Source organism: Nocardioides anomalus, assembly GCF_011046535.1.
GTDB lineage: Bacteria > Actinomycetota > Actinomycetes > Propionibacteriales > Nocardioidaceae > Nocardioides > Nocardioides anomalus.
On record NZ_CP049257.1, the window covers coordinates 3,575,564 to 3,599,611 of the forward strand.

General features: G+C 73.0%; 21 protein-coding genes and 1 tRNA gene. 12 read left to right on the forward strand and 10 right to left on the reverse strand.

From position 1 onward, the window contains the following. The first annotated feature begins 63 nt into the window (after window positions 1–63). Entirely contained in the window at window positions 64–657 is a 594-nt protein-coding gene (locus tag G5V58_RS17980) for a M15 family metallopeptidase (protein ID WP_230486722.1), read from the forward strand. Here the strand turns inward: G5V58_RS17980 and G5V58_RS17985 are convergent. The 4 genes from G5V58_RS17985 to G5V58_RS18000 all read right to left on the reverse strand — a co-directional run bounded on the left by G5V58_RS17985 (window position 638) and on the right by G5V58_RS18000 (window position 5,819). After that, window positions 638–1,954 (reverse strand): ankyrin repeat domain-containing protein, encoded by a 1,317-nt coding sequence (locus G5V58_RS17985; protein ID WP_165235792.1) that lies wholly within the window; start codon window positions 1,952–1,954, stop codon window positions 638–640. The genes G5V58_RS17980 and G5V58_RS17985 overlap by 20 nt on opposite strands. Window positions 1,955–2,094: 140 nt before the next feature. Further along, window positions 2,095–3,075 carry a ribose-phosphate diphosphokinase gene (locus G5V58_RS17990; RefSeq protein ID WP_456237792.1) on the reverse strand — a complete coding sequence of 327 codons (981 nt, stop codon included), beginning with the start codon at window positions 3,073–3,075 and terminating at the stop codon, window positions 2,095–2,097. Between the two features lie 31 nt (window positions 3,076–3,106). Next, window positions 3,107–4,552: a bifunctional UDP-N-acetylglucosamine diphosphorylase/glucosamine-1-phosphate N-acetyltransferase GlmU gene (glmU, locus tag G5V58_RS17995; RefSeq protein WP_329957532.1), complete on the reverse strand. Its 1,446-nt coding sequence runs from the start codon at window positions 4,550–4,552 to the stop codon at window positions 3,107–3,109. 247 nt (window positions 4,553–4,799) lie between these two features. Further along, window positions 4,800–5,819: an RNA polymerase subunit sigma-70 gene (locus tag G5V58_RS18000; RefSeq protein WP_165235798.1), complete on the reverse strand. Its 1,020-nt coding sequence runs from the start codon at window positions 5,817–5,819 to the stop codon at window positions 4,800–4,802. A 133-nt stretch (window positions 5,820–5,952) separates the two neighbouring features. Here G5V58_RS18000 and G5V58_RS18005 point away from each other — a divergent pair, with 133 nt between their 5' ends. Continuing rightward, window positions 5,953–6,534: a dihydrofolate reductase family protein gene (locus tag G5V58_RS18005; RefSeq protein WP_165235801.1), complete on the forward strand. Its 582-nt coding sequence runs from the start codon at window positions 5,953–5,955 to the stop codon at window positions 6,532–6,534. Continuing rightward, complete coding sequence (locus G5V58_RS18010; protein WP_165235804.1) at window positions 6,531–7,946, forward strand: MFS transporter; 1,416 nt, start codon at window positions 6,531–6,533, stop codon at window positions 7,944–7,946. The genes G5V58_RS18005 and G5V58_RS18010 overlap by 4 nt, the downstream gene beginning before the upstream one ends. Window positions 7,947–7,971: 25 nt before the next feature. Here G5V58_RS18010 and G5V58_RS18015 read toward each other — a convergent pair whose 3' ends face one another. Both G5V58_RS18015 and G5V58_RS18020 read right to left on the reverse strand, forming a co-directional pair. Further along, complete coding sequence (locus G5V58_RS18015) at window positions 7,972–8,361, reverse strand: RidA family protein (RefSeq protein ID WP_165235807.1); 390 nt, start codon at window positions 8,359–8,361, stop codon at window positions 7,972–7,974. Between the two features lie 28 nt (window positions 8,362–8,389). Continuing rightward, a tRNA-Gln gene (locus G5V58_RS18020) sits at window positions 8,390–8,471 on the reverse strand. Between the two features lie 209 nt (window positions 8,472–8,680). Here G5V58_RS18020 and G5V58_RS18025 point away from each other — a divergent pair. The 5 genes from G5V58_RS18025 to G5V58_RS26100 all read left to right on the forward strand — a co-directional run bounded on the left by G5V58_RS18025 (window position 8,681) and on the right by G5V58_RS26100 (window position 13,632). Next, window positions 8,681–9,769, forward strand: coding sequence for an ATP-dependent DNA ligase (locus G5V58_RS18025; RefSeq protein WP_165235810.1), 1,089 nt, complete (start codon window positions 8,681–8,683; stop codon window positions 9,767–9,769). A gap of 9 nt (window positions 9,770–9,778) precedes the next feature. Next, window positions 9,779–10,324 carry a hypothetical protein gene (locus G5V58_RS18030; protein WP_165235813.1) on the forward strand — a complete coding sequence of 182 codons (546 nt, stop codon included), beginning with the start codon at window positions 9,779–9,781 and terminating at the stop codon, window positions 10,322–10,324. Between the two features lie 10 nt (window positions 10,325–10,334). Further along, window positions 10,335–11,000 carry a hypothetical protein gene (locus tag G5V58_RS18035; RefSeq protein ID WP_165235816.1) on the forward strand — a complete coding sequence of 222 codons (666 nt, stop codon included), beginning with the start codon at window positions 10,335–10,337 and terminating at the stop codon, window positions 10,998–11,000. Further along, complete coding sequence (locus G5V58_RS18040; protein WP_165235819.1) at window positions 10,997–12,508, forward strand: glycosyltransferase; 1,512 nt, start codon at window positions 10,997–10,999, stop codon at window positions 12,506–12,508. The genes G5V58_RS18035 and G5V58_RS18040 overlap by 4 nt, the downstream gene beginning before the upstream one ends. A gap of 155 nt (window positions 12,509–12,663) precedes the next feature. Next, window positions 12,664–13,632 (forward strand): stealth family protein, encoded by a 969-nt coding sequence (locus G5V58_RS26100; protein ID WP_230487374.1) that lies wholly within the window; start codon window positions 12,664–12,666, stop codon window positions 13,630–13,632. A 336-nt stretch (window positions 13,633–13,968) separates the two neighbouring features. On the opposite strand, the gene G5V58_RS18050 is transcribed toward G5V58_RS26100, so the two are convergent. Next, the gene (locus G5V58_RS18050) at window positions 13,969–15,060 is read right to left on the reverse strand and encodes a DNA polymerase domain-containing protein (protein WP_165235825.1); all 1,092 of its coding nucleotides are present in this window, start codon (window positions 15,058–15,060) and stop codon (window positions 13,969–13,971) included. A 40-nt stretch (window positions 15,061–15,100) separates the two neighbouring features. Between G5V58_RS18050 and G5V58_RS18055 the strand changes: the two genes are divergently transcribed. Together G5V58_RS18055 and G5V58_RS18060 are read left to right on the forward strand one after the other, a co-directional pair. Then, window positions 15,101–15,532, forward strand: a complete 432-nt coding sequence (locus G5V58_RS18055) for a hypothetical protein (RefSeq protein ID WP_165235828.1) — start codon at window positions 15,101–15,103, stop codon at window positions 15,530–15,532. 25 nt (window positions 15,533–15,557) lie between these two features. Further along, a complete protein-coding gene (locus G5V58_RS18060; RefSeq protein WP_165235831.1) occupies window positions 15,558–16,685 on the forward strand; it encodes a CDP-glycerol glycerophosphotransferase family protein in 1,128 nt (375 codons plus the stop codon). On the opposite strand, the gene G5V58_RS18065 is transcribed toward G5V58_RS18060, so the two are convergent. After that, window positions 16,635–18,221 (reverse strand): phytoene desaturase family protein, encoded by a 1,587-nt coding sequence (locus G5V58_RS18065; RefSeq protein WP_165235834.1) that lies wholly within the window; start codon window positions 18,219–18,221, stop codon window positions 16,635–16,637. The genes G5V58_RS18060 and G5V58_RS18065 overlap by 51 nt on opposite strands. Window positions 18,222–18,228: 7 nt before the next feature. Then, the gene (locus G5V58_RS18070) at window positions 18,229–19,428 is read right to left on the reverse strand and encodes an aminomethyltransferase family protein (RefSeq protein ID WP_165235837.1); all 1,200 of its coding nucleotides are present in this window, start codon (window positions 19,426–19,428) and stop codon (window positions 18,229–18,231) included. Window positions 19,429–19,597: 169 nt separating this feature from the next. On the opposite strand from G5V58_RS18070, the gene G5V58_RS18075 reads away from it, so the two are divergent. Then, window positions 19,598–19,897 (forward strand): GIY-YIG nuclease family protein, encoded by a 300-nt coding sequence (locus G5V58_RS18075; protein ID WP_165235840.1) that lies wholly within the window; start codon window positions 19,598–19,600, stop codon window positions 19,895–19,897. A gap of 160 nt (window positions 19,898–20,057) precedes the next feature. Here G5V58_RS18075 and G5V58_RS18080 read toward each other — a convergent pair whose 3' ends face one another. Next, window positions 20,058–22,109 (reverse strand): S9 family peptidase, encoded by a 2,052-nt coding sequence (locus tag G5V58_RS18080; protein WP_165235843.1) that lies wholly within the window; start codon window positions 22,107–22,109, stop codon window positions 20,058–20,060. Window positions 22,110–22,268: 159 nt separating this feature from the next. Here G5V58_RS18080 and G5V58_RS18085 point away from each other — a divergent pair, with 159 nt between their 5' ends. Further along, entirely contained in the window at window positions 22,269–24,032 is a 1,764-nt protein-coding gene (locus G5V58_RS18085) for an ABC transporter substrate-binding protein (RefSeq protein ID WP_165235846.1), read from the forward strand. Window positions 24,033–24,048: the final 16 nt, after the last annotated feature.

Genomic DNA, 24,048 nt, shown 5'->3' on the forward strand with positions numbered 1-24,048 from the left:
CGCCCCGACGGGTACGGCGAGGTCCGGCCCACGCCGCGGGCCCTGGACCCCCGGCGCTTCACCGTGCCCGACACCCTCGCACCTCTGCCCGGCGACGGCTTCGCCGCGCGCGTCGAGCGGGCCCCGGCCGACGTGCTGGCCCGGTCGACGTGGGAGCCGGGCTGTCCGGTAGCGGCGGCGGACCTGAGCTGGGTGCGCCTGAGCTTCTGGGGCTTCGACGACCAGCGCCACACCGGCGAGCTGCTGGTCCACGCGTCCGTGGCTGACGACCTGGTCGGGGTGTTCCGCACGCTCTACCGCGACCGCTTCCCGCTCGAGGAGCTGCGCATCACCCCCCGCGCCGAGCTGGACGCCGAGCCGACCGGCGACGGCAACGACACGGGTGCGTTCGTGTGCCGGCCGAGCACCGGCTCGACCACGACGTTCAGCCAGCACGCCTACGGCCTGGCGATCGACGTCAACCCGTTCCAGAACCCCTACCTCAAGGGGGACCTGGTGCTGCCCGAGCTGGCGTCGGCGTACCTCGAGCGCGACCGGCAGCGCCCGGGCATGCTCACCGACGCGGTCGTCGCGGCGTTCGCCCGGATCGGCTGGGAGTGGGGTGGGGACTGGCAGTCGCTCAAGGACTACCAGCACTTCAGCCAGAACGGTCGCTGAGCAGCGCCTCGAGCTCCGGGTGCCCGCCGTGGGCGGCCCACTGCGCCGGGGTGCCGCCGAAGCGGTGGTCGACGACGGTCGGGTCCGCGCCCAGGGACAGCAGCAGCTCGACCATGGCCCGGTCGCCGTTCATGGCCGCGGCGTGCAGCCCGGTCTCCCACTCCTCGTCCGACGGCACGTCGGTGCGCGCGCGCCGGTCGACGTCCCAGCCGAGGGCCACCGCGCGGCGGACCGCGTCGGGGTTGCCGGCGGCCGCGGCCCACGCGACCAGGCCGGGGCGGGCGGCGATGGCGGCGGGCACCTGGGCCGGGTCGACGGGGTCGCCGGCCAGCACCGCGGCGACCACAGACGTCGGCGCGGGCCGCGCCCCGAGCTCGCGCAGCAGCGCCGCGGTCCCGGCGTGGCCGGCCTCGGCGGCGGCGGTCACGGCCGGCTGGCGGGGTACGCCGTAGCCGCCGCCCACCTCGGTGTCCGGGTCGACGCCGTGCGCCACGAGCAGCCGCACGCGGTCGTCGAAGCCGTGCAGCACCGCCCAGCCGAGCTGGTCGCGGAGCAGCTCGGGGTCGTCGAGTCCGTACTCCAGCAGCAGCTCGAGGTGGCTGTCGTCGGGGGTGAACATCCGGTTGTACAGGGCCTGCCCGTCGTTCGGGTCCGCACCTTCGTCGAGGAGCACCCGCGCCAGGGCGTCGGCCTGCGGGTGGGGCGGCTGGCTCTGCTCGCCGCCGCCGAAGGCGCCGGTGAGCGCGGTGAACGGCGGCTCGAGCCCGTGCCACCAGTAGCGGGCGTCGACGTCGGCCCCGGCCTCCCGCAGCGCCAGGACCGCGTCGCGGACCGCGTCGGCGCTCACGTGCGGGTCGTGCCGGGCGAAGGCCAGGTAGAGCAGCGGCGGCCAGCCGAAGGGCCCGCCCTCGCGGGAGGCGAGCTTCCGGTTCCCCGCGAGGAGCCGACGCAGCGCGGCGGCGTTGCAGCGGGCCGCGGCGCCCCAGACGTCCTCGGTCGCGACCGCCAGCGCCGCGGCGCGGGCCCAGCGGGCGGGGTCGTCGGCGCCGTAGGTCAGGCAGGCGAGCCGCAGGAACTCCGCGGCCGGGTCGGCCTGCTCGGGCACCTCGTCGGGGCGGCTCGTCCCGCGCAGCCGCTCGACGTGGGCGACGAGTTTGGGCCAGCTGGGGAAGCCGTGCTCACGGGCGAGGTGCAGCTGGGCGGTCATGAGCGACCAGCCCGGGTTCGCGCGGCGCACGTCCTTGGCCCGCTTGCGCAGCCAGCGGGCGTCCGGCCGCTCGGGGAGGGGTGTGGTCACGAGGACCTCCTTCGCGGCCCGGCGGTCCGCGGCGCCAGGCGAAGGAGGTGGGTGTGAGGATCAGCGATGGTGCTCAGGTGGGCTCTGCCCTGCCCGCGGACCGGAGGCGCCCTGGTGCGCCGGGCCCAGCCTACGAGGGCTCAGGCGTGCCCGTCGAACATGCTGGTGACCGAGCCGTCCTCGAAGACCTCGCGGATGGCGCGCGCGACGAGCGGGGCGATGGAGAGCTGGGTCAGCTTGTCGAACTCGCGCTCGGGCGTCAGCGGCAGCGTGTTGGTGACCACGACCTCCTCGACCGGGCAGTTCTTGAGCCGGTCGACGGCGGGGTCGGACAGGATCGCGTGGGTCGCGGCGATGACCACGCCCGCGGCGCCCTCGGCCATGAGTGCCTCGGCGGCCTTGGTGATGGTGCCGCCGGTGTCGATCATGTCGTCGACCAGCACGCAGAGCCGGCCGCTGACCGCGCCGACGACGCGGTTCGCCACGGTCTCGTTGGGCCGGTCGATGTTGCGGGTCTTGTGGATGAAGGCCAGGGGTACGCCGCCCAGCCGGCTCGACCAGCGCTCGGCCACCTTGATCCGGCCGGCGTCGGGCGAGACGACGGCGAGCGACTGGTCGCCGTACTTCTCCTTGACGTGGTCGGCCAGGATCGGCAGCGCCATGAGGTGGTCCACGGGGCCGTCGAAGAAGCCCTGGATCTGGTCGGCGTGCAGGTCGACGGTGATCAGCCGGTCCGCGCCCGCGGTCTTGAACAGGTCGGCCATGAGCCGGGCCGAGATGGGCTCGCGGCCGCGGTGCTTCTTGTCCTGGCGCGCGTAGCCGTAGAACGGCATGACCACCGTGATCCGCTTGGCCGAGGCGCGCTTGAGCGCGTCGACCATGATCAGGTGCTCCATGATCCACTCGTTGATCGGCGCGGTGTGGCTCTGGATCACGAAGGCGTCGCAGCCGCGCACCGACTCCTCGTAGCGCACGTAGATCTCGGAGTTGGCGAACTCGTAGGCCGACTGCGGGACCAGGTCGGTGCCGAGCAGCGCGGCGACCTCGTCGGCGAGCTGGGGGTGCGCCCGGCCGCTGAAGACCATGAGGTTCTTCTCGGTGGTCCTCTTCATCCCTGTCACGAACGTGTCTCCCGGGGCTCGGAGGGGGCGGCTAGTCCGATTCTTCCACGGCCCCGAGCGCGGCCGCCGCGGCGTCCGCCTGCTCGGTCCCGGCCCGCTTCTGCAGGGCCCACTCCTCGAGGTTGCGCTGGGGGCCGCTGCTGACGGCCAGCGCGCCCGGCGGCACGTCGCGGCGGATCACCGAGCCGCCCGCCGTACCCGCGCCGTCGCCGATCTCCACCGGCGCCACGAAGGTGTTGTTGGAGCCGGTGCGGGCGTGCCGGCCGACCTTGGTGCGGTGCTTGGCGACCCCGTCGTAGTTGGCGAAGATCGTGCCCGCCCCGATGTTGGTGCCCTCGCCGATCTCGGCGTCGCCGACGTAGGACAGGTGCGGGACCTTGGCGCCCTCGCCGATCTGGGCGTTCTTGGTCTCCACGAATGCGCCGATCTTGCCGCGCACGCCGAGCTGGGTCCCGGGGCGCAGGTAGGAGAACGGGCCGACCGTCGCCTCCGCCCCGATCACGGCGAGCTCGCCGTGGGCGCGCACGACCCGGGCGCCGCGGCCGATCTCGCAGTCCTTGAGCGTGCTGTCCGGCCCCACCACCGCGTCCTCGGCCACGACCGTCGCGCCGAGCAACTGGACGCCGGGCAGCAGCGTCACGTCCGGCTCGAGCACCACGTCGGCGTCGATCCACGTGGTCGCCGGGTCCATCACCGTCACGCCCTCGCGCATCCAGCGGCTCACGATCCGGTCGTTCATCACCCGGCCGGTCCGCGCCAGCTGCTCGCGGTCGTTGACGCCCTCGGTCTGCTCGACGTCATCGATGGTGTGCGCCCCGACGTGCAGACCCGCCGCCCGCGCGAGCTGGACGGTGTCGGTGAGGTAGTACTCGCCCTTGGCGTTGTCGTTGGACAGCCGCGGCAGGGCGTCGAGCAGGAACGCCGCGTCGAAGGCCAGGATCCCCGAGTTGATCTCGCGGATCGCCCGCTGCTCCTCGGTCGCGTCCTTCTCCTCGACGATGCCCTCGACCTCGCCGTCGTCGCCCCGCAGCACGCGCCCGTAGCCGGTCGGCCGCTCCACCAGCCCGCTCAGGATGCTCACCGCCCGCTGCGCCGCCTCGTGCTCCTCGGCGAACCGGCGCAGGCTCTCGCTCTCCAGCAGCGGGGTGTCGCCGTACGCCACCAGGACGGTGCCGCTCAGCGCCTCCTGCGCCACCGCCTCGACCGCGACCCGCACCGCGTGCCCCGTCCCGCGCTGCTCCTCCTGGACCGCCAGCACCGCGTCCGGCACCAGCGCCTGGATGTGCGGGCCCACCTGCTCGCGCTGGTGGCCCACCACCGCCACGATCCGCCGCGGGCCGACCCCCTGCACCGCCGCCAGCACGTGCCCGACCATGCTCCGCCCGGCCACCGGGTGCAGGACCTTCATCGTCTTGGACTTCATGCGAGTGCCACCGCCGGCGGCCAGGACGATCACGGTCAGGTCACCAGCGGGCACCCCGGCACTCTACGGCGACCTCCGGCCGCCCACGAGTGCCTCGTGGCCGGGCCGGTGCTGCTGCGCTGGCGCAGACCTGTTCGCCTGAACAGTTGAAGAGTTCTTCATCTCCTGGCTAGAGTGCCGCTCGTCATCGGGTCGAGGGGGGCAGCGCGTGTTGATGCGCATCCTGGTCGCGTCCGCGTGGGTCACGTCCGCGGTCTGCCTGCTCATCCTCTGCGCGGCCGCCGGTCAGCGCTGAGCCGCCTCACGGGGGCGGTGCGAGCGTGCGCGGCAGGCCGAACCACGAGAGCACGCCCGTCTCGAAGCGCGTCAGGCGGCTGACCGCTGCGCCCTCCAAGCCGAGGACGAGGAAGCCGCTGGCGTGGGCCGAGCCGTCCGCACCGCGGAGGTACATCCCGAACGCCGGCTGCCCGTTGGCGCGGGTCGGCACCATCCGGTAGCGGCGGCCCGCCGCGAAGAAGAGCGCGAGGAACTCCCCGCACAGGTCGCGCCCCTCGTACTCCAGCGGCATCGGCGGCATCGTCACGAACACGTCGTCGGTCAGCATGGCCACGAGGGCGTCGACGTCACCGGCCTCATAGGCCCGCGCGAACCTCGCGGTGACCGCCTCCTCGGCGGCGGAGCCGGGCTCTGGGGCGACGTCGCGCGAGGCCGACCGCATCCCGGCACGAGCGCGCTTGAGCGCGCTGGTGACCGACTCGACGCTGGTCGCGAGCATGGCCGCCACCTCCGCCGCCGGGAATCCCAGCACGTCGCGCAGCACGAGCACGGCCACCTGGCGCGGAGGGAGCCGCTGGAGGGCGGTGACGAAGGCCAGCGAAACCGACTCGCGGGCCTCGTGCAGCACGTCGGGAGCGGCGGCGGTCAGGCTGTCGGTGACCCACGGCGGCAGGGGCTCGAGCCACACCACCTCGTCGGACCGGGACGGCGAGGGCGGCTGCAGTCCGGGCACGTCCCACTCCTTCGCGCGGCGACGCTGGGTCGCCCGGCGCACGTTCAGGCACCGGTTGGTCGTCACCTGGTAGAGCCAGGTGCGCAGCGACGCCCGCTGCTGGAAGCCGCCCAGCCCGCTCCACGCCGACAGCAGCGACTCCTGCAGGGCGTCCTCGGCGTCCTGGAACGAGCCGAGCATCCGGTAGCAGTGCGCCAGGAGCTCGGTGCGGTACGGCGCCACGAGCGCGTCGAACGCCGCGCCGTCGCCGGCCCGCGCACGGGCGAGGAGCTGCTCAGGGTCGGCTGCTGGGGGCAGGTCAGAGGTGTCCATCACCTCTACAGACCCCGCCGGGTCGGCGAACTGGGCGGTCCGCGCCCGCCCAGTTCGACCCGGTGCTCGGTGTCTACCCCTCCGAGACCACCACCGGGCCCGATATCGGGACCACGAGCGAGGAGCACGAGACATGGGACGCATCGTCGTCAGCACCAACATGACCCTGGACGGAGTGACCGACGACCCGGCCGGGGACGAGGGCCGACCGGGCGGAGGCTGGTTCCTCCGGGTCACCGAGGAGGACCGCGCGGCCTGGGCCGCCACCGTCCACGCCGAGGCCACCGAGATGGCGGCCTACCTCATCGGGGGCCGCACCTACGAGTGGTTCGCCCGGCGCTGGGTCGGACGCGACGGCGAGCAGGCCGCCAGGTTCAACGCCACGCCCAAGTACGTCGTGCGGACCACGCCCGGGCGCACCGACTGGGGGCCGACCACCGAGCTGTCCGGCGACGTGCTCGCCCGGGTGGCCGAGCTGAAGGCGTCGGTGGACGGCGACATCGCGCTCTACGCGAGCTACCGGCTGGTGACGGCCCTCCTCGCGGCCGGCCTCGTCGACGAGGTCCGGCTCATCGTGTTCCCGGCGCTGGCCGGGGGCGGTGGGCGGCTCGTCACCGACCTGGCCGCGGGGTCGGACCTGCGCCTGCTGGGCTCCGAACGGATCGGCCAGGAGCTCGTGCGGCTGCGCTACCGGGTCGCGGCGGTGCCGGCGTGAGCGGGCCGAGCCCCGCGGCCGGGGGCGGCCGTGGCGGGGTCCTGGCCCTGGCCTGTCTCGCGCAGTTCATGGTCATCCTCGACGTGGCCATCGTGAACGTCGCGCTGCCCTCGATCCAGGCCGACCTGGCCGTCGACCAGGGCACCCTCGCCTGGGTCGTGATCGCCTACGGCCTACCGCTCGGCGGCTGCCTGCTGCTCGGCGGCCGGCTCGCGGACCTGCTCGGCCGGCGGGCCGTCCTGCTCACCGGACTGCTCGCCTTCACCGGCGCCTCGGCCCTGGCCGGCGCGGTCGACACCGTCGGGCTCCTCATCGCGGCCCGGGCGCTGCAGGGTCTCGGCGCCGCGCTCATCCCGCCGGCGGCGCTGGCCACGATCGCGGTCACCTTCGAGGCGGGACCGGCCCGCAACCGGGCGTTCGGACTGTTCGGCGCCGTCACCGGCATCTCGGCGTCGGTCGGCGTGCTGGCGAGCGGGCTGCTGTCCGACGGGCTGGGCTGGCGGGCGGTGTTCCTCATCAACGTGCCGGTCGGGCTCGTCCTCATCGCCATGACGAGCCGGCTGCTGGCCCGCCAGGGGCGCCGTCGGAGCAGCGCGGACCTCGACCTGCTCGGGGCCGCGACCGTGACCGGTGCGCTGCTGCTCCTGGTGCTGGGGCTGTCGCGGGGCGCCGAGGTCGGCTGGTCCTCCGGACCGTCCCTCGCCTCCCTGTCGGCCGCGGTGGTGCTCCTGGGCTGCTTCGTCGTCGTCGAGGCCCGGTCGCAGGCACCCCTGGTGCCGGCCGCGCTCAGGCGCAACCGCTCGCTGGTCACCGCCAGCACCGCCGCGCTCTTCGCGTTCGCCGCGCTGTTCGCCTTCATCTTCCTGGGCTCGCTGCTCATGCAGGAGGTGTTCGCCTACACCCCCACTCGCACCGGCCTCGGGTGGCTGGCCACCACGCTCGTCTCGTTCGTCGCCGCCGCGCTCACCGGCGCGCGCCTGGTGCAGGTCCTCGGAGTCGCCCGGCTGCTGGTGGCCGGCCAGCTCCTCCTCGCCGCCGCGGCGTACCTCCTCACCCGGGTGCCGTCCGACGGGGCGTACGCGTCCGACCTGCTCCCCGCCCTCCTGCTGGCGGGCGTCGGGGGCGGCCTCGCCGCGCCGGCAGCGCAGATCGGCGCGCTCTCGCAGGTGGCCGAGGCGTCGACGGGGGTGGCCTCGGGCGTGCTCGAGACGGTGCGCGAGATCGGTGGCGTCCTCGGCGTCGCCGCGGTGTCGTCGGTGTTGGCCTCAGCGGCGGGCCCGGCCGTCGACCGCTTCCACGCGGCGTACTGGTGCGTCGTGGTCTGCGGATCGGTCGGTGCCGCAGTGGCCGCGACGTCCTACCCCCGCGCGCTGCCCGCGCCGACGCTGCCTCTGGGCACGGCCGGCGGGTGAGGCTGCGCGGCGGTCCCGTCCCGGGTCAGGGCAGGACCGCGACGGCCTCGACCTCGACGAGCTGGCCCTCGAAGCCCAGTGCCGCGACCCCGAGCAGCGTGCTCGGGGCGTCGTGCTCCCCGAACCGCTCGCGCACCACGTGCCAGGCCGACACCAGGTCCTCGCGGTCCGCGCTGGCGACGTACACCGTCGACTTCACGACGTCGCTCAACCCGCACCCGGCCGCGGTCAGCGCCTCGACCAGGTTGTCCATGACCAGGGCGGCCTGCGCCGCCACGTCGCCGACGTGGGCGACCTCGCCACCGGCGTCCAGCGGGCACGCACCCGCCGTGAAGAGCAGCCCGCGCGCGATCGCGCCGTAGGCGTACGGGACCTCGTCGGTCAGGGCGGCGGCTCGGACCAGCTCGACAGGCACCCGGCGACGCTAGCGGACCGTGCCGCTGTGGCTCCCCGGGTAGGAGTCGAACCTACGTCGCTTGTCCTGATTCAAAGTCAGGCGGGCCCTGCCGGCAGACCAACCGGGGATCGTGTGCCCAGGCTAAGGCCCGCCAGGCGGGGCAGCACCCACAAGCCCGGCAGACCAACCGGGATCGTGTGCCCAGCCCAGACCAACCGGGGATCGTGTGCCCAGGCCAAGGCCCGCCAGGCGGGGCAGCACCCACAAGCCCGCCAGACCAACCGGGGATCGTCTGCTCTCAGGGTAGGGGGTCGGCGCCCGACGCTAGGTTTCTGCTGTGGACCTACCCGTGATGCCGCCGGTGCAGCCGATGCTCGCCAAGTCGGTGAAGGGCGTGCCGACCCAGGAGGGACTGCTGTTCGAGCCGAAGTGGGACGGGTTCCGGTGCATCGTGTTCCGCGACGGCGACGAGGTGGAGCTGACGTCGCGCAACACCAAGCCGCTGACGCGCTACTTCCCTGACCTGGTCGAGGCGATCAAGCGCCAGCTGCCGGAGCGCATCGTGCTGGACGGGGAGGTCTTCGTGGCGGTGGGCGACCGGCTGGAGTTCGAGGTCCTCCAGGAGCGGATCCACCCCGCGAAGAGCAGGGTGGACATGCTGAGCGAGAAGACGCCGGCGGGGTTCGTGGCCTTCGACCTGCTGGCCCTCGGCGACGAGTCGTACGCCGACCGCCCGCTCCACGAGCGCCGGGCGGCGCTGGAGGAGGCGCTGGGCGGGCTGGGGGCGGAGGGTCCGTGCTACCTGACGCGGACGACCGACGACCCGGCGGAGGCCGACCGGTGGTTCGAGCAGTTCGAGGGCGCCGGGCTGGACGGGGTGGTGGCCAAGCCGCTGGACGCGCCGTACCAGCAGAACGCCCGCGTCATGCTCAAGATCAAGCACGCGCGGACGGCGGACGTGGTGGTGGCGGGCTACCGCGAGCACAAGAACTCCACGCCGGAGCGGCGGTTGCTGGGCAGCCTGCTGCTCGGGCTGTACGACGACGAGGGCCAGCTCCAGCACATCGGGGTGAGCGCGAGCTTCACCGAGAAGCGCCGCGCGGAGCTCCACGACGAGCTCCAGCCGCTGGTCTGCGACATCCAGGACCACCCGTGGGGCCGGTGGAACGAGTTCCTCACCGCCAACCCCGACCGGGTGCCGGGCACGCAGAGCCGGTGGAGCCAGGGCAAGGACCTGTCCTTCGTGCCGCTGCGCCCGGAGCGGGTGGTCGAGGTCGGCTACGAGCACATGGAGGGCCGGCGGTTCCGGCACACCGCGCAGTTCAAGCGCTGGCGCCCGGACCGCGACCCGGAGTCGTGCGGCTACGCCCAGCTGGAGGAGGTCGTCTCCTACGACCTCGGCGAGGTCCTCAGCGGCGGGCACTAGGCTTCCCGCGTGGCTGACTCCTACAACGTGGTCCTGCTCGTCGAGGAGAACCTCACCCCCGACGATGCGGCACGCATCCACTCCCTGCACGAGGGCATCGAGGAGCCGGTGGCCTACCACGTGCTCATGCCGACGAGCGACGGCGCGGCGCGCGTCCAGGCGGCGCTCGGGGCGAGCGGCGACCTGTCGCCGGACCTGGTGCCGGGGCGGCCGATGCCGCTGACCGACATCGACCCGCAGGAGATCGTCGAGGAGGCGCGCGAGGAGACCGAGAGGGAGCTGGCCAACGCGATCGCGGTGCTCCAGGCCACGGGCCGCACGACCACCGGCGAGCTGGTCGCGGGCGACCCGGTCGACGCGCTCGGCGCCAAGATCAAGGAGGTCGACGGCCGCGAGGCCATCATCCTCACCGAGGAGCACTTCGTGGCCGAGCTGCTCCGCCTCGACTGGACCTCCAAGGCCCGCCGCCACCTCGACGTGCCCGTCCTGCACCTGATGGAGCAGGAGAACTTCGACGAGCAGGCCGGCGGCGGCGAGGGCGCCTCGCTGATCTAGGCGGGTCTGGATGAGGCTGCTCAGGCGCCGCGGCGAGGCCACGACGGCGACGTACGCCGCGGTCCTCGACGGCGTCCACCTCTGGCTCGACGTCGACGGCCCGGTCGCGGTTCGCGACGATGCCGGCCGGACCACCGAGCTCGGCCCGGCGCCGTGCGACCTGTCCGGGCTCACCGCCGCGTCGTACGACGTGCTGGCCGGCGGCGCGCTCGTCGAGATCGGCGCGCTGCCCGGCGACCCGCTGGTCCGCACCCCGCTCTCCCCCGACGGCCGGACCCAGTGGGAGCTGGCCGGCGACGGCCCGCTGCGCCTGCACCGCCAGGAGGTCGTGGCCTCCGCGACGCTCGAGGGCGTGGACCTGCGCGACGTGCGGCTGCACCTGCGCGTCGCCGCGCCGGTCGGTGCGGGCGGCCACCTGCTCCTGCTCGACACCGACGACCGGGTCCGGGCGACGCTCCCGGACACCACGCTCGGGGTCGACGACCTGCCGGCCGGGTACGTCGGCGTCCTGCGCCTCGCGGTCGGCACCGAGCAGTCCTGGGTGCGGGTGCGCCGCCGGGCCAACGACCTCGCCGACCCGCACCGCGCGGTGCTGCTGCCGGAGCTGACCGGGCCGCCCGGCGTGCGCCTGCGCTGGAACCCCGACGGCCTGCTCGCCCTGCGGGTGCTCGAGTGAGGATCACCTTCCTCGTCCAGTCCGCACACAAGCTGGGCGGCACCGAGCGCGCGGCCCTCACCCAGGCCAACGCGCTGGTCGACCTGGGCCACGAGGTCCGCCTGCTCAGCGTGGTCAAGGCGGCCGAGCAGCCTGCGTTCTGGATCGACGAGCGCGTGGCGGTCGAGTTCCTGGTCGACCTGACCCAGTCGCACGACGAGGCGCTCCACGCCCGTCCTTCGGTCCTGGTGCCCGAGCGGTGGGACAAGCAGTTCTCCGCGCTCACCGACGTCGGCCTCGAGGCCGGCCTGCGCGGGCTGCAGACCGACGTCCTGGTCACCGTGACCCCGGCGCTGCTGGCCACCGCGCTCGCCCTGGTGCCGGACGAGGTCGTCGTCGTCCACCAGGAGCACCGCTCCTCCTCCCAGCGCACGTCCGGGCTCGAGCCGCTGCTGGTCAACGCCCCGCGCGCCGACGTCGTCGCCCTGCTGACCACGGCCATGGGCGACTGGCTGCGCGCCGAGCTCGGCCCGGTCGCGCCCGAGGTCGTGGTGGTGCCCAACGCGCTGCCGCAGGGCCACGCCCCGCGCTCGCTGCTCGACTCCCGGACCATCGTGGCCGCGGGCCGGCTGGTCATGGAGAAGCAGTTCCTCAAGCTGGTCCAGGCCTTCGCCGACGTGGCCGACGAGCTGCCCGGCTGGCGGCTGCGCATCCTCGGCCAGGGCCACCAGCGCCCGCACCTGGTCCGCGAGACCCGCAAGCGCGGGCTCTACGACCGCGTCGAGCTCCCCGGCACCGCCACCGACATGGCCAGCGAGTGGGCCAAGGCGTCGGTCATGGCGCTGACCTCGCGCGCCGAGGGCTTCCCGCTGACCATGCAGGAGGCGATGGCCGCCGGCGTGCCGTGCGTCAGCTTCGACTGCGCCTCCGGGCCGCGCGAGATCGTGCGCCACGAGGTCAACGGCCTGCTGGTCGCGCCCGAGTCCATCGCCGGCATGTCCGCCGCCCTGCTGCGGGTCGGGCGCGACGACGAGCTGCGCCGCCGGCTCGGCGCCGGTGCGCTCGAGACCGCCGCGGAGTGGGAGGCCTCGCGGATCGCCGGGCGGTGGGTCGAGGTCTTCGAGCGCGCGCTCGAGCGCCGCGCGGGCCGCCCGCGGTACGCCGCGCTCGCCGCCCGCCCGGCTCCCCCACCCCCTCGCCGACGACGGTCGGGGCCGACGGCGTCACGCCCGAGGACGCCCGTCACGCCGCGCTGGACCTGGCCGCCCGCACCGCCGCCGCGGTCACCGACGAGTGGCTGGTCGTCCCGCCCCACGAGACCCGGCGGCCGGTCGTGGTGCTGCCGATGGCCGCGCGCACGGCGTACCTCCAGGAGCTCGCCCGGGCCGACGCGCCGGCGTACCTCACCCTGCGCGACCCCGCCCTCAACGGCTGGCCCGAGCGCCGCGGTCCGCTCGCGGCGATGGCCACCGACCTGCTGCGCGGCCGTACGTCGGTCCTCGCGCTCGAGCCGGCCGCGCCGGCGCTGAGCCAGGGCTGCACGGTCGAGGTGGAGTTCTGGGAGGAGGACGTCGAGGGGCAGCTGGTGGCGCCGCGGCGCAACCGCTACACCCAGCGCCTGCCCCGCGAGAGGGCCACCACGACGACGACGGTGCACGGCGTCGACGTCCCCACGCTGCCGCTCATGGCCGCGCCGACCGTCCACGAGTGCACGTTCCCGGTCGACGTGGTCGTCACCTGGGTCGACGGCGCCGACCCGGAGTGGAACGCCGCCCGCGCCGAGCGCCTGGCCGGCCTCACCGGCACGGCGACGACCCGGGAGTCCAGCGGACAGGCGCGCTACCTCTCGCGCGACGAGCTGCGCTACGCCTTCCGCTCGCTGCACCTCTTCGCGCCGTGGGTGCGCAGGATCCACCTGGTCACCGCCGGCCAGGTGCCGTCCTGGCTCGACACCTCACATCCGGCGATCACGGTGGTGGACCACCGCGCGATCCTCCCGCCCGACGCGCTCCCGACCTTCAACTCCCACGCCATCGAGTCCGCGCTGCACCGCGTGCCCGACCTGGCCGAGCACTTCGTCTACCTCAACGACGACTTCCTGCTCGGCCGACCGCTGGGCCCGGAGGCGTTCTTCTCCCCCGCCGGCCACACCGCCGTGTGGTTCTCGCCCAACACCATCGGCCTGGACCACGCGCCCGACGCGCCGCCGTACCTCAAGGCCGCCTTCAACAACCGACGTCTCCTCCAGGACGCGTTCGGCGCCGTGCTCACCGACAACCTGGCCCACGCGCCGTACGCCCACCGCCGCTCGGTCCTCGAGGAGATCGAGCGCCGCTTCCCGGCCGAGGTCGCCGCCACGGCGCGCGCGCCGTTCCGCTCCGAGACTGACCTGTCGCTGCTCAGCTCCTTCGCCCAGCACTACGGACTGCTGATCGGCACGGCGTACGCCGCGCAGTCCGAGCGCGCCTACGTCAACATCTCCAACAGCGACCTCGAGTGGCAGCTCAAGAAGGCGCTCGAACGCGAGCAGGACTTCCTCTGCCTCGCCGACCACCACGACCACGCCCTCGACCAGGACCGGCTCGACCGGGTGCTCGGCGACTTCCTGGAGACGTACTTCCCTGTGGCCGCTCCGTGGGAGCGACGCGGCTGACCAGGCGGTGTTCTGGACCAGTCAACCCACCCGACCGGGTGGCTGTGTACGTCCTGTTACCGAATGCTTGAAAATTTGTGAACCCAGCGTGCCCGCGGAGTGCCGCCGTCCGCCTACCGTTTCACGTGAAGGAAGCCTTCGGGCGACCGGACCGGATCGAGAACGGCACGCGCATCTCTGGGGGAGCGCGAGCCGGCCTCGGACCGGGTGAGCAGACCACGCCCAGGTGTCGGGGGACATCGCGGGTGAGGCTCGTTGGGGGACGAGCAGCACTGCTCGCAAGAGGTTCCCGCCCAGGCGATCGTGGGGATGCGCCGGGGGCGGGACTTCCTGTTTCTAGGCCGGGCCGATCCAGTTGCCGTCGGCGTCCCAGTGCTCCTCGACCTTCTTGCTCGGCTGCACCCGCGGCGGCTCGCCGGGCATCTTCGGGTAGTCGGGCGGGTAGTTCATCTCCCCGCCGGGCAGCTCGTCGTAGAGCTGGAGCAGCGGCTCGAGGGAGTACGCCGTGTCGTCGATCCCGGCCCACGCGTCGCCGTCCTCGGCCAGCCGCGCCGGCACGGTGAAGACGTTCAGCTCGCCGGGGTCGGTGACGGTGGCGAGCTGCTCCCAGGTGAGGGGCGTGGAGACCGGGGCGCCGGGGATCGGCCGCAGGGAGTACGCCGAGGCGATGGTCCGGTCGCGGCAGTTCTGGTTGAAGTCGATGAAGATGCGCTGACCGCGCTCCTCCTTCCACCAGTTGACGGTGACGTCGTCGGGCGCGCGGCGGGCGAGCTCGCGGCCGAAGCCGATCGCGGCGTGGCGGACGTCGACGAAGTCCCAGCGCGGCTCGATGCGGATGAACACGTGCACGCCGCGGTTGCCCGAGGTCTTGGGGTAGCCGACGATGCCGAGCTCGGCCAGCAGCTCGCGCACGCCGGCGGCCACGTCGACGGCGTCGCGGAAACTCGTGCCCGGCTGCGGGTCGAGGTCGAGACGCAGCTCGTCGGGCCGGTCCACGTCGGCGCGGCGCACCGGCCACGGGTGGAAGGTCAGCGTCCCCATGTGGGCACACCAGACCGGGACCGCGATCTCGGTCGGGCAGATCTCCTCGGCGGTGCGCCCGGACGGGAAGGTGATCTCGACGGCCTCGAGGTAGTCGGGCGCGCCCTTGGGCACGCGCTTCTGGTAGAACGCGTCGGCGTCGCGGTCCGTGCGCGAGGTGGCCAGCTTCATGCCGGGCCGCACCCCCGACGTCCACCGCTCCAGCGCGGTCGGCCGGTCGCGCAGCGCGCGCATCAGCCCGTCCTCGACGGAGGCGAAGTACTGCGCCACCATCACCTTGGTCACCTCGGGCGTGCGGCCGGTCGCCTCGTAGATCACCCGGTCCGGGCTCGAGACGCGCACCGTCCGCTCCCCGGCCTGGACCTCGACCGCCGCCGCCTTCGCCACACGCCCACGCTAGCGGCCCGCGCCGACGTAGGTTGCCGCCATGAGCATGCCGCCGCCGGGCCCGCCGCCCGCCTCGCCGCCACCACCCCAGCCGGCCCCGGACGACCTGGGCTGGCTGCGGGTGACGCTGCAGGGCAGCGTGCTGACCAGCAACATGATCACTCCTGCGGTGAGCATCAACGGCTACCGCGTGCCGGCGCAGTACGGCGACAACGTGATCCCGGTGCACGCCGGCCCCAACCGCGTCGACGTGAGCTGCCAGTGGCTGATGACCTACGGCCAGGCCTCGCTCGAGACCCAAGTCCCGCCAGGTGGCCAGGTGCAGGTGTTCTACGCCGCGCCCATGCACCAGTTCAGCAAGGGCGCCATCGGCTTCCAGCGCCAGAAGCGGCCCGGGGTGCTCGGCTTCTGGCTGCTGCTGGGCGTGGTGCTCCTCGTGGTGCTCGCCCTCATCATCCTGCCGAACCTCTGAGCCCGGCCGCCGGTAGCATCGCGAGGTGCGCGACTCGACCGTCCTCGCCTACTTCGGCGACGACCCCTCCCGGGTGTACCAGCTCGCGCAGTGGCTGCCGGTCCTCGAGCTGCTCGACGGCGTCCAGCCGGTCGGCATCGTGCTGCGCCGCGAGGACACCGCCGCGCTGGTCCGCTCGACGACCGAGCTGCCGGTGCTGGTGGCCGAGGAGTTCGGCGCGCTGCGCGAGCTGTACGCCGACCTCGACGCCAAGGTCGCGCTCTACGTCAACAACTCCCCACACAACTTCCACTCGCTGCTCGAGCCCCGGATGCTCCACGCGCACGTCAACCACGGCGAGAGCGACAAGCAGAGCATGGCCAGCAACAACGCCAAGGCCTACGACCGCGTGTACGTCGCCGGCGAGGCCGCGGTGCAGCGGCTGACCTCGGCGCTGCTGGAGTTCGACACCGGCAAGCTGGTCCGCATCGGCCGGCCCCAGCTCGACCTGCGGCGCGCGCCGGTGCTGCCGCCGTCCTCGAGGCGCACCGTGCTCTACGCGCCGACGTTCGAGGGCGACGCGGAGTACAACAACTACTCCTCCCTCGACCGGCTCGGCGTCGCGATCGTGCGCCAGCTGCTGTCGGTCCCGGACGTGCGTGTCGTCTACAAGCCGCACCCGCGCGTGCTGAGCAGCACCCACCCCGGCGTCCGCGCCGCGCACGAGGAGATCCAGCGGCTGCTCACCGGCGAGCACGTCGCGCTGGCCGCCGCCGACATCCTCGCGGTCATGCCCGACTGCGACGCGATGGTCACCGACGTCTCCTCGGTCGGGCTGGACTGGCTCTACCTGCGCACCGAGGCGCCCCTGTTCATCGCCGACCGGTACGACGACCCGGAGCGGCTCCGGCTCGACGCCCCGGTCAGCCGCTGCGCCGACGTCGTCGGCTCCGAGGCGCTGGCCGACCTCGGCCGCCTGGTGGCCCAGCGCCTCGAGCACGACGAGCTGCGCCTGGCCCGCAGCATGATGCGGCGGCACTACTTCGGCGACCTCAAGGTCGGCGAGAGCACCGCCCGCTTCATCGACGCGGTGCGCGAGCTCGCCGCCCACCGCGACGCGCTGCTAGCGGCCCAGGTCGCGGAGGACCCGCTGGCTGGCGAGCCGGCCGGGTGAGCCGATGACGCACCCGCCCGGGTGCGTGCCCGAGCCGCACTGGTAGTAGCCGTCCAGAGGGGTGGCGTACTGGCTCCAGCCCGGCGCCGGGCGGAAGAAGTACATCTGCGGGGCCAGGAACTCGCCCGCGAAGATGTTGCCCTCGGTGAGCCCGGTGCGCGCCTCGATGTCGACCGGCGTCACGACCTCGCGGTGCAGGACCAGGTCGCCGAAGCCGGGGAAGTGCTTCTCGAGCACGGCCTGCGCCTTGTCCCCGAACGGCTCGCGCTCGGTCTCCCAGTCGCTGCCCTTGAGCTCGTACGGCGCGTACTGCACGAAGCACGAGAGCACGTGCTTGCCGGGCGGCGCCATGTCGGGGTCGACCACCGACTGCATCGCGCCGTCGATGAAGGGCTCGTCGGAGTACCAGCCGTACTTCGCGGCGTCGAAGGCCCGCTCGACGTACTCGATGGTCGGACCGATGTTGAGGAAGCCGCCGAAGTGGTCGACGGTGTCGGGCAGCGCCGGGAACGTCGGCAGCCCGTCGAGAGCGAAGTTGACCTTCGCGCTCACGCCGCGGAACTTCATCCGGCGGATGTTGTCGACCAGGTCCAGCGGCAGCTCGCGCGGGTCGCACAGCTCGAGGAAGGTCCGGCGCGGGTCGAGGGCACTGACCACCACCGGCGCGCGGAACTCGGTGCCGTCCTCGAGCGCGACGCCGACGGCCTTGCCGTCCTGGGTGATGACGTCGGCGACCTGCGCGCCGAGGCGGATCTCCGCGCCGTACGCCGTCGCCGCCCGGCCGAGCACCTGGGTGAAGCCGCCGTTGCCACCCTTGTGGAAGGCCCACGAGCCGAGGTGGCCGTCGTGCTCGCCCATCTTGTGGAAGAGCAGGACCAGCGCCGAGCCCGGCGACATCGGGCCGACCTTGGAGCCGATGATCGAGCTCGACGCGTGGTAGCCCGCGACCGCAGGGTGCTCGAAGTAGTCCTCGAGCCAGTCCGCCGCGCTGCCGGTCAGCAGTCGCACCAGGTCGTGCATGGTCTTGCGGTCCACGCCGCCGAGGTGGTCGAGCAGCCACTTGGTGTCGACGGCGTCCTCGGGGTCCTTGCTCCACACGTCCGGCGGCGGGTTGTCGAACAGCGGCTGGACCACCTGGCAGACCCGGTCGAGGTCGCGGTGGTAGCGCTCGTAGGCGTCCGCGTCGCGCTTGGAGTGGCGCCGGATCTCCTGGATGTTCTGGGCGTGGTCGTCGCCGAACAGCAGGTGGTCGCCGTCCCCGGTCGGGTGGAACGACGACGGCATCATCAGCGGCAGGAACCCGTGCTTGACCAGCTCGAGCTCCTGGACGATCTCCGGGCGCAGCAGGCTCAGGGCGTAGGAGAACGTCGTGAAGTGGAAGCCCGGCTGCAGCTCCTCGGTGATCGCCGCGCCGCCGACCAGCTGGTTCTTCTCCAGCACCAGCGTGCGCAGCCCGGCCTTGGCCAGGTACGCCGCGTGGGTCAGCCCGTTGTGGCCGCCGCCGACGACGATCGCGTCGTACTCGTGGCTGCTCATGGCTTCGTCACTGCTCCTTCTTCCGGGGCGGGTCGAAGAACGGCATCCGCGTCGTGCGGACCCGCACCGTCGTGTTGTGGTGGTTGATCGCGAGCTCCAGGCGCAGGTCCGTGCCCGGCGTGCTGAGGTCCGGCCGCACGCGCGCGATGCCGATGTGCTGCTGCAGGACCGGGCTGTAGACGAAGCTCGTGCAGTAGCCGACCTCGCGCCGCTCGTCGTCGAGGACCAGCGACTCGTAGGGCAGCGGGTGCTCGCTCTTGGGCGGGAACAGCCCCGCCTCGCGGTGCAGCCGGTCCCAGTCGGCCCAGTCCACGACGATGCCGGTCGTCGCCCAGCGGCTCGTGCCCTGCTCGAGCTCGCGCCGGATGGCCTCGCTCCCGACGAACCGGCGCTCGCCGTTCCGGACCCCGCCGAGCATCCAGCCCCAGCCGAGCTCCTTGGGCGTGACCCTGTCCGCGTCGCTGAAGGCCAGCCGCGCGTCGTGCCACTCCACGTCGATCAGCGCCAGCCCCGCCTCGATGCGCAGGGTCATCAGCGCCTCCTCGCCGAACGGCCTGATGCTGTGGTCCCTCCCCGCCTCGAGGACCGCGTCCAGGACGTCCGTGGCGCTGTCGGCGGGCACGGTCAGCTCGTAGCCCAGGTCGCCGGTGTAGCCCGTCCGGCTCAGCGTCACCTCGGTGTCGGCGATCTTGGTGTTGACGTGGTCGAAGTACGTCAGGCCCTGGACCTCCGGCGCCAGCGCGCCGAGCACCGCGCGACTGCGCGGGCCCTGCACCGCGAGCATCCCGAAGTCGTCGGTCACGTCCTCCAGCTCGACCTGCAGCCCCGCCCCCAGCTCCTCGAACCAGCTCAGCGCCGGCCGCGCCGCCGTCAGCAGGAACTCGTCCTGCCCGTGCCGGAACACCACCCCGTCGTGCATGACGTGCCCGTCGTCGTCGCACCATGCGGTGTACTGCGCCTGCCCCGGCCGGCACGCCCGCACGTCCCGGGTCAGCGCCCCCGCCAGCAGCCGCTCCGCGTCGCGCCCGCGCACGGCGTACTTGAAGAGCGGGCTGGTGTCGAAGACCCCCACGCCGTTGCGGACCGCGAAGTACTCGTGCTTGGGCGCGTGTGTGTAGCGCAGCGGCGACAGCGTGCCCTGCCAGTGTGTGTAGAGCCCCTGGTCGTTCAGCTCGCTCAGCCGCGCGTGGAACGGTGTGGTGCGCACGGGAGGCACGCTACCCCTTACTGACTCCCGAGTCAGTAGGCACGGTGGCTGAGGTGCGAGGCCGTCCACGGCCGAGCCTCGAAGCCACCAGACGTCCACACCGGACGCAACCGAGCAAGTTCTCCACAGGACCAGGGGAAGCGGGGGAACGCGAGGGCAGGCTCAACGCATGCCCCACGCCTACATCCTCCGCTGCCGCGACGACACCTACTACGTCGGCAGCACCCGCGACCTCGACGCTCGTCTCTGGCAGCACAACCACAGCGAAGACGGCGCGACGTACACCCGCCGACGACGCCCGGTCACCCTGATCTGGAACGCCGAGTTCGACTCCATCGAGCAGGCCTTCGCCTTCGAGAAGCGCATCGCCGGCTGGCGCCGCGAGAAGAAGGAAGCGCTCATGCGTGGCGACTTCGACGCCCTGCCCGAGCTGTCCCGCCGCAGATCCGTCCGCGAGAACGGTGGCTGAGGTGCGAGGCCGTCCACGGCCCGAGCCTCGAAGCCTCCGCAGCGAAGGCACCCGGTCGGGTCGGAGCCCCGGCTCGCCTGGCTTCGAGGCTCGGCCGTGGACGGCCTCACACCTCAGCCACCGTAGGGCTTCGAGGCTCGGCCGTGGACGGCCTCACACCTCAGCCACCGTGGGGGGTGACCGACAAGCGGTCGAGGAGCCAGGCGTAGACCTCCGCCTCGTAGGCCAGGTGGGCGAACCGACCCGCAGGGCCGACGTGAGCCCCGGCGCCGGTCTCGACGCGGAACAGGCAGCGCGGCGCCCACTCGGGGTCGGTCTCGCGGAGCGCGGCGACCCACTTGGCCGGCTCCCAGACCATGACGCGGGCGTCGTGGACGGCGCCGGTGACCAGCAGGTCGGGGCGGGCGCCGGGGGCGGGGAGGTTGTCGTACGGCGAGTAGGCGGCCATCCAGGCGTAGTCCTCGGGACGGGAGGGGTCGCCCCACTCGTCCCACTCGTTGACGGTGAGCGGGATGGTGCGGTCGAGCATGGTGGTGAGGACGTCGACGAACGGCACCTCGGCCACCACGGCGCGCCAGCGCGAAGGCTCCTGGGAGAGGACCGCGCCCTGCAGCAGGCCACCCGCCGAGAGACCCCGGGTGGCGATGCGGGCCGGGTCGACGAGACCGTCGGCGAGGCCGCGGGCGACGGCCAGGTGGTCGTCGAAGGTGTGCTGCTTCTGCGAGAGCCGGCCCGAGAGCCACCAGTGCCGGCCGAGCTCGCCGCCGCCGCGGACGTGGGCGTGCACGTAGACCAGGCCGCGGTCGAGCAGCGAGGGGATGGCGGGGTCCCACTCGGCGTCGGGGAAGACCGACTCGTAGGCGCCGTAGCCGTAGATGACGCAGGGCGCGGTCCCGTCCAGCGGCGTCGCGGCGTGGCGGAGCACGGTGGCCGGCACGGTGGTGCCGTCGGGCGCGGGGAAGGTCTCCACGGTCCCGACGTACGCCGAGGGCGTGAAGCCGGGCGCCTCCGTGCGGTGCACCTGCGTGCGGGTCCCGGTGGCGAACGGCACCGCCGACCACACGGGCGGCATCAGGTAGGACTCGTCGACCACGAGCACGGAGGTGGCGGAGTACTCCTCGTTGCGCGAGACCGCGACCGAGGCGATCGGCGAGACCGGGTCGACCACCGTGCCCGGGGCAGCCAGGGACGAGGCGGGCACGAGCCGCAGCCGCGGGTGCCCCGCGAAGCGCGCGGTGAGCACGACGTGGGAGGCGAACGCCTCGACCGACTCCAGCCGCTCCCCTGCGTCGGGCTCGCGCACCGCCCGCCAGGGCGTGGCCGACGACGTCGGGACCGCACACGCCATCAGCGAGAACTCCGCCTCCTCGGCGTTGGTCACGATCAGCAGCTCGTCGCCCGCGTGCTCGGCGTGGTACTCCACGCCCGGCCGCCGTCCCCCGACCGAGACCGGCGCCGTGAGCGGCGCGGTGGCGGGCACGACCCAGACCTCGGAGGTGTCGCGCGACTCCGCCCACAGCACGACGAGCTCGCCGGAGCGGGTCAGCCGGACCATCACCTCGAACCGCTCGTCCGGCTCCTCGAGCACCAGGACGTCGGACGACGACGGGGTGCCCAGGACGTGCAGCCACACCTGGTCCTGGCGCCACAGCTCGTCGTGGGTGGTGTAGAAGAACGCCGAGGAGTCCGCGGCCCACGCGCCGCCGTACCCCGTCCCGGGCACCTCGTCGGCCAGGTCGAGCCCGGAGTCGAGCGAGCGGAAGCGCAGGACGTACTCCTCGTCGCCGGTCAGGTCGACCGAGTAGGCCAGCACCGAACCCGACGGCGAGACCTTGAGCTGACCCAGCTCGAGGTAGTCCGAACCGGCCGCCAGCACGTTCGCGTCGAGGAGCAGCTCGGGCTCCGGTGCGGGGTCGGCCGTGTCACGGCGACGTGACAACTGCACGTACTCCCTTCCCTCCGGGAGAGTCGTGTAGTACGAATACCCGTGCTGCGGCCAACTGACTGAAGAGTCAGTAGCCGGTACCCGCCCGGTCATCTCGGCGCGCAGCTCCTGGACGAGGGGGCCCAGATGCCCGGTGGCGACGTCGTACCACTCCCGCTCGCGGGCGAGGTGGTCGAGGACGGGGGCGTCGAGCCTGCGCATCCAGTGGTACGCGTCCGAGCGGCGCACGCCGTGCGCGACGTGCTCGTGCGGCTCACGAGCCGCCACCGGAGGAGCAGTCGGGGGGCCAACAGGGTTCGGCACGGCAGGCACCGTACTCCCGGGCTCGTCGCCGGGGCACTGGTCGCGACGGCCGCCCTGACCGGCGCGGTCACCACCCCCGCCGGACCCGCGAGGGCCGCCGACCCCACCACCTTCACCGTCGGTGTGACCGGCGACGCCGACTCGCTCAACCCGTTCCTCGGCTACGAGGCGGTCTCCTACGAGGCCTGGGCGCTGGAGTACGACTTCCTCGTCGGCTACAAGATGACCGACATGTCGCCGGAGCCGGCGCTGGCCGAGTCCTGGGAGACCTCCGACGACGGGCTGACCTGGACCTTCCACCTGCGTGACGGGCTGAAGTGGAACGACGGCGTGCCCCTCACCGCGGCCGACGTGGCCTACACCTACAACCGCGTGCTCACCGAGCGGATCGCCGGCGGCACCTGGCGCAGCTACCTCAAGACCACGTCGAGCGTGACCGCGCCGGACGACCAGACCGTCGTCCTCCAGCTCGACAGCCCGAGCGCGACCCTGCCACTGCTGCCGATCCCGATCATCCCGGAGCACATCTGGAAGGACGTCTCCAAGGACGCGATGAAGCAGTACGCCGACGAGCCGAGCGACGGCAAGCCGGTCGTCGGGTCCGGGCCGTTCATGCTCGTCGAGGGCACCGCCGGCGGCTCGTCGTACAAGTTCGTCGAGAACCCCTACTGGTGGGGCGACGGGCCGCACGTGGACCAGGTCGTGATCCAGGTCTACAAGTCTCAGGACCCGATGGCCCAGGCCCTCATCAAGGGCGAGATCGACTTCGCCGAGGGGCTCACGCCGCTGCAGGTCAAGGCCCTGCAGGACCAGCCCGGCGTCACCGCGCACAACGGGATCTCGCCGATCTTCGAGGAGATCGGGTTCAACACCGGCTCGGTCGACACCGAGACCGGCAAGCCGCTGGGCGACCCCAACCCGGCCGTGCTCGACCCGAAGTTCCGCCACGCCCTCGGCTACGCCGTGGACACCGAGCAGATCGTGCGGACGGCGTACCAGGGCGCGGCCGAGCCGGGCACCACGATCGTGCCGCCGTTCTACACGACCTGGCACTGGGAGCCGCCCGACGACGAGAAGTTCACCTTCGACCTCGACCAGGCCGCGGCCGAGCTCGACGCCGCGGGCTACGTCAAGGGCGACGACGGCAAGCGGACGCTGCCCGACGGCAAGCCGATCGGCAAGCTGCGCCTCTTCGCCCGCTCCTCGGAGAAGCCGTCGGTCGACACGATGGACCTGCTGAAGAGCTGGCTCGGCCAGCTCGGCATCGACTCCGAGGTCACCGCCATGGACAGCTCCTCCCTCGGCGACCGGATCATCGAGGGGACCTACGACATCTTCCAGTGGGACTGGTACGTCGAGCCCGACCCCGACGGCATCCTCGGCGACTTCACCTGCGACCAGCTCGGCAACCTCAACGACTCGTGGTACTGCGACGACGACTACGACGCGATGTACGCCGCCCAGGGCGCCGAGACCGACCGGGACGCGCGGGCCGAGATCGTCAAGAAGATGCAGCAGCAGCTCTACGAGGACGCGCCGTACATCGTCACCGCCTACACCAAGGTGGGCGAGGCCTTCCGCAGCGACGCGTTCGCCTGCTTCCAGCCGCAGCCGGACCCCGGGGGCGTCTGGCTGATCCAGTACGGCGGGCACAACTACCCGCTCCTGCGAGCGGCCGCCGAGGCGGGCGACTGCGACGGGACCCCCTCCGCGGCCGGGGCCGTCGAGGTCGGCGACGACGGCACGCCCACCGCCGCCTCGGTCTCCGCGGCCGCCGGCGACGGCAACACCATGGGCGGCTTCCTGGCCGGGGTGCTGTCCACCCTCGTGGTGGTGGCCGGCTTCTGGGCGCTCAACCGGCGCCGGACCGTGGACGACCGCGAGTGAGCGCGGTGAGGGAGCG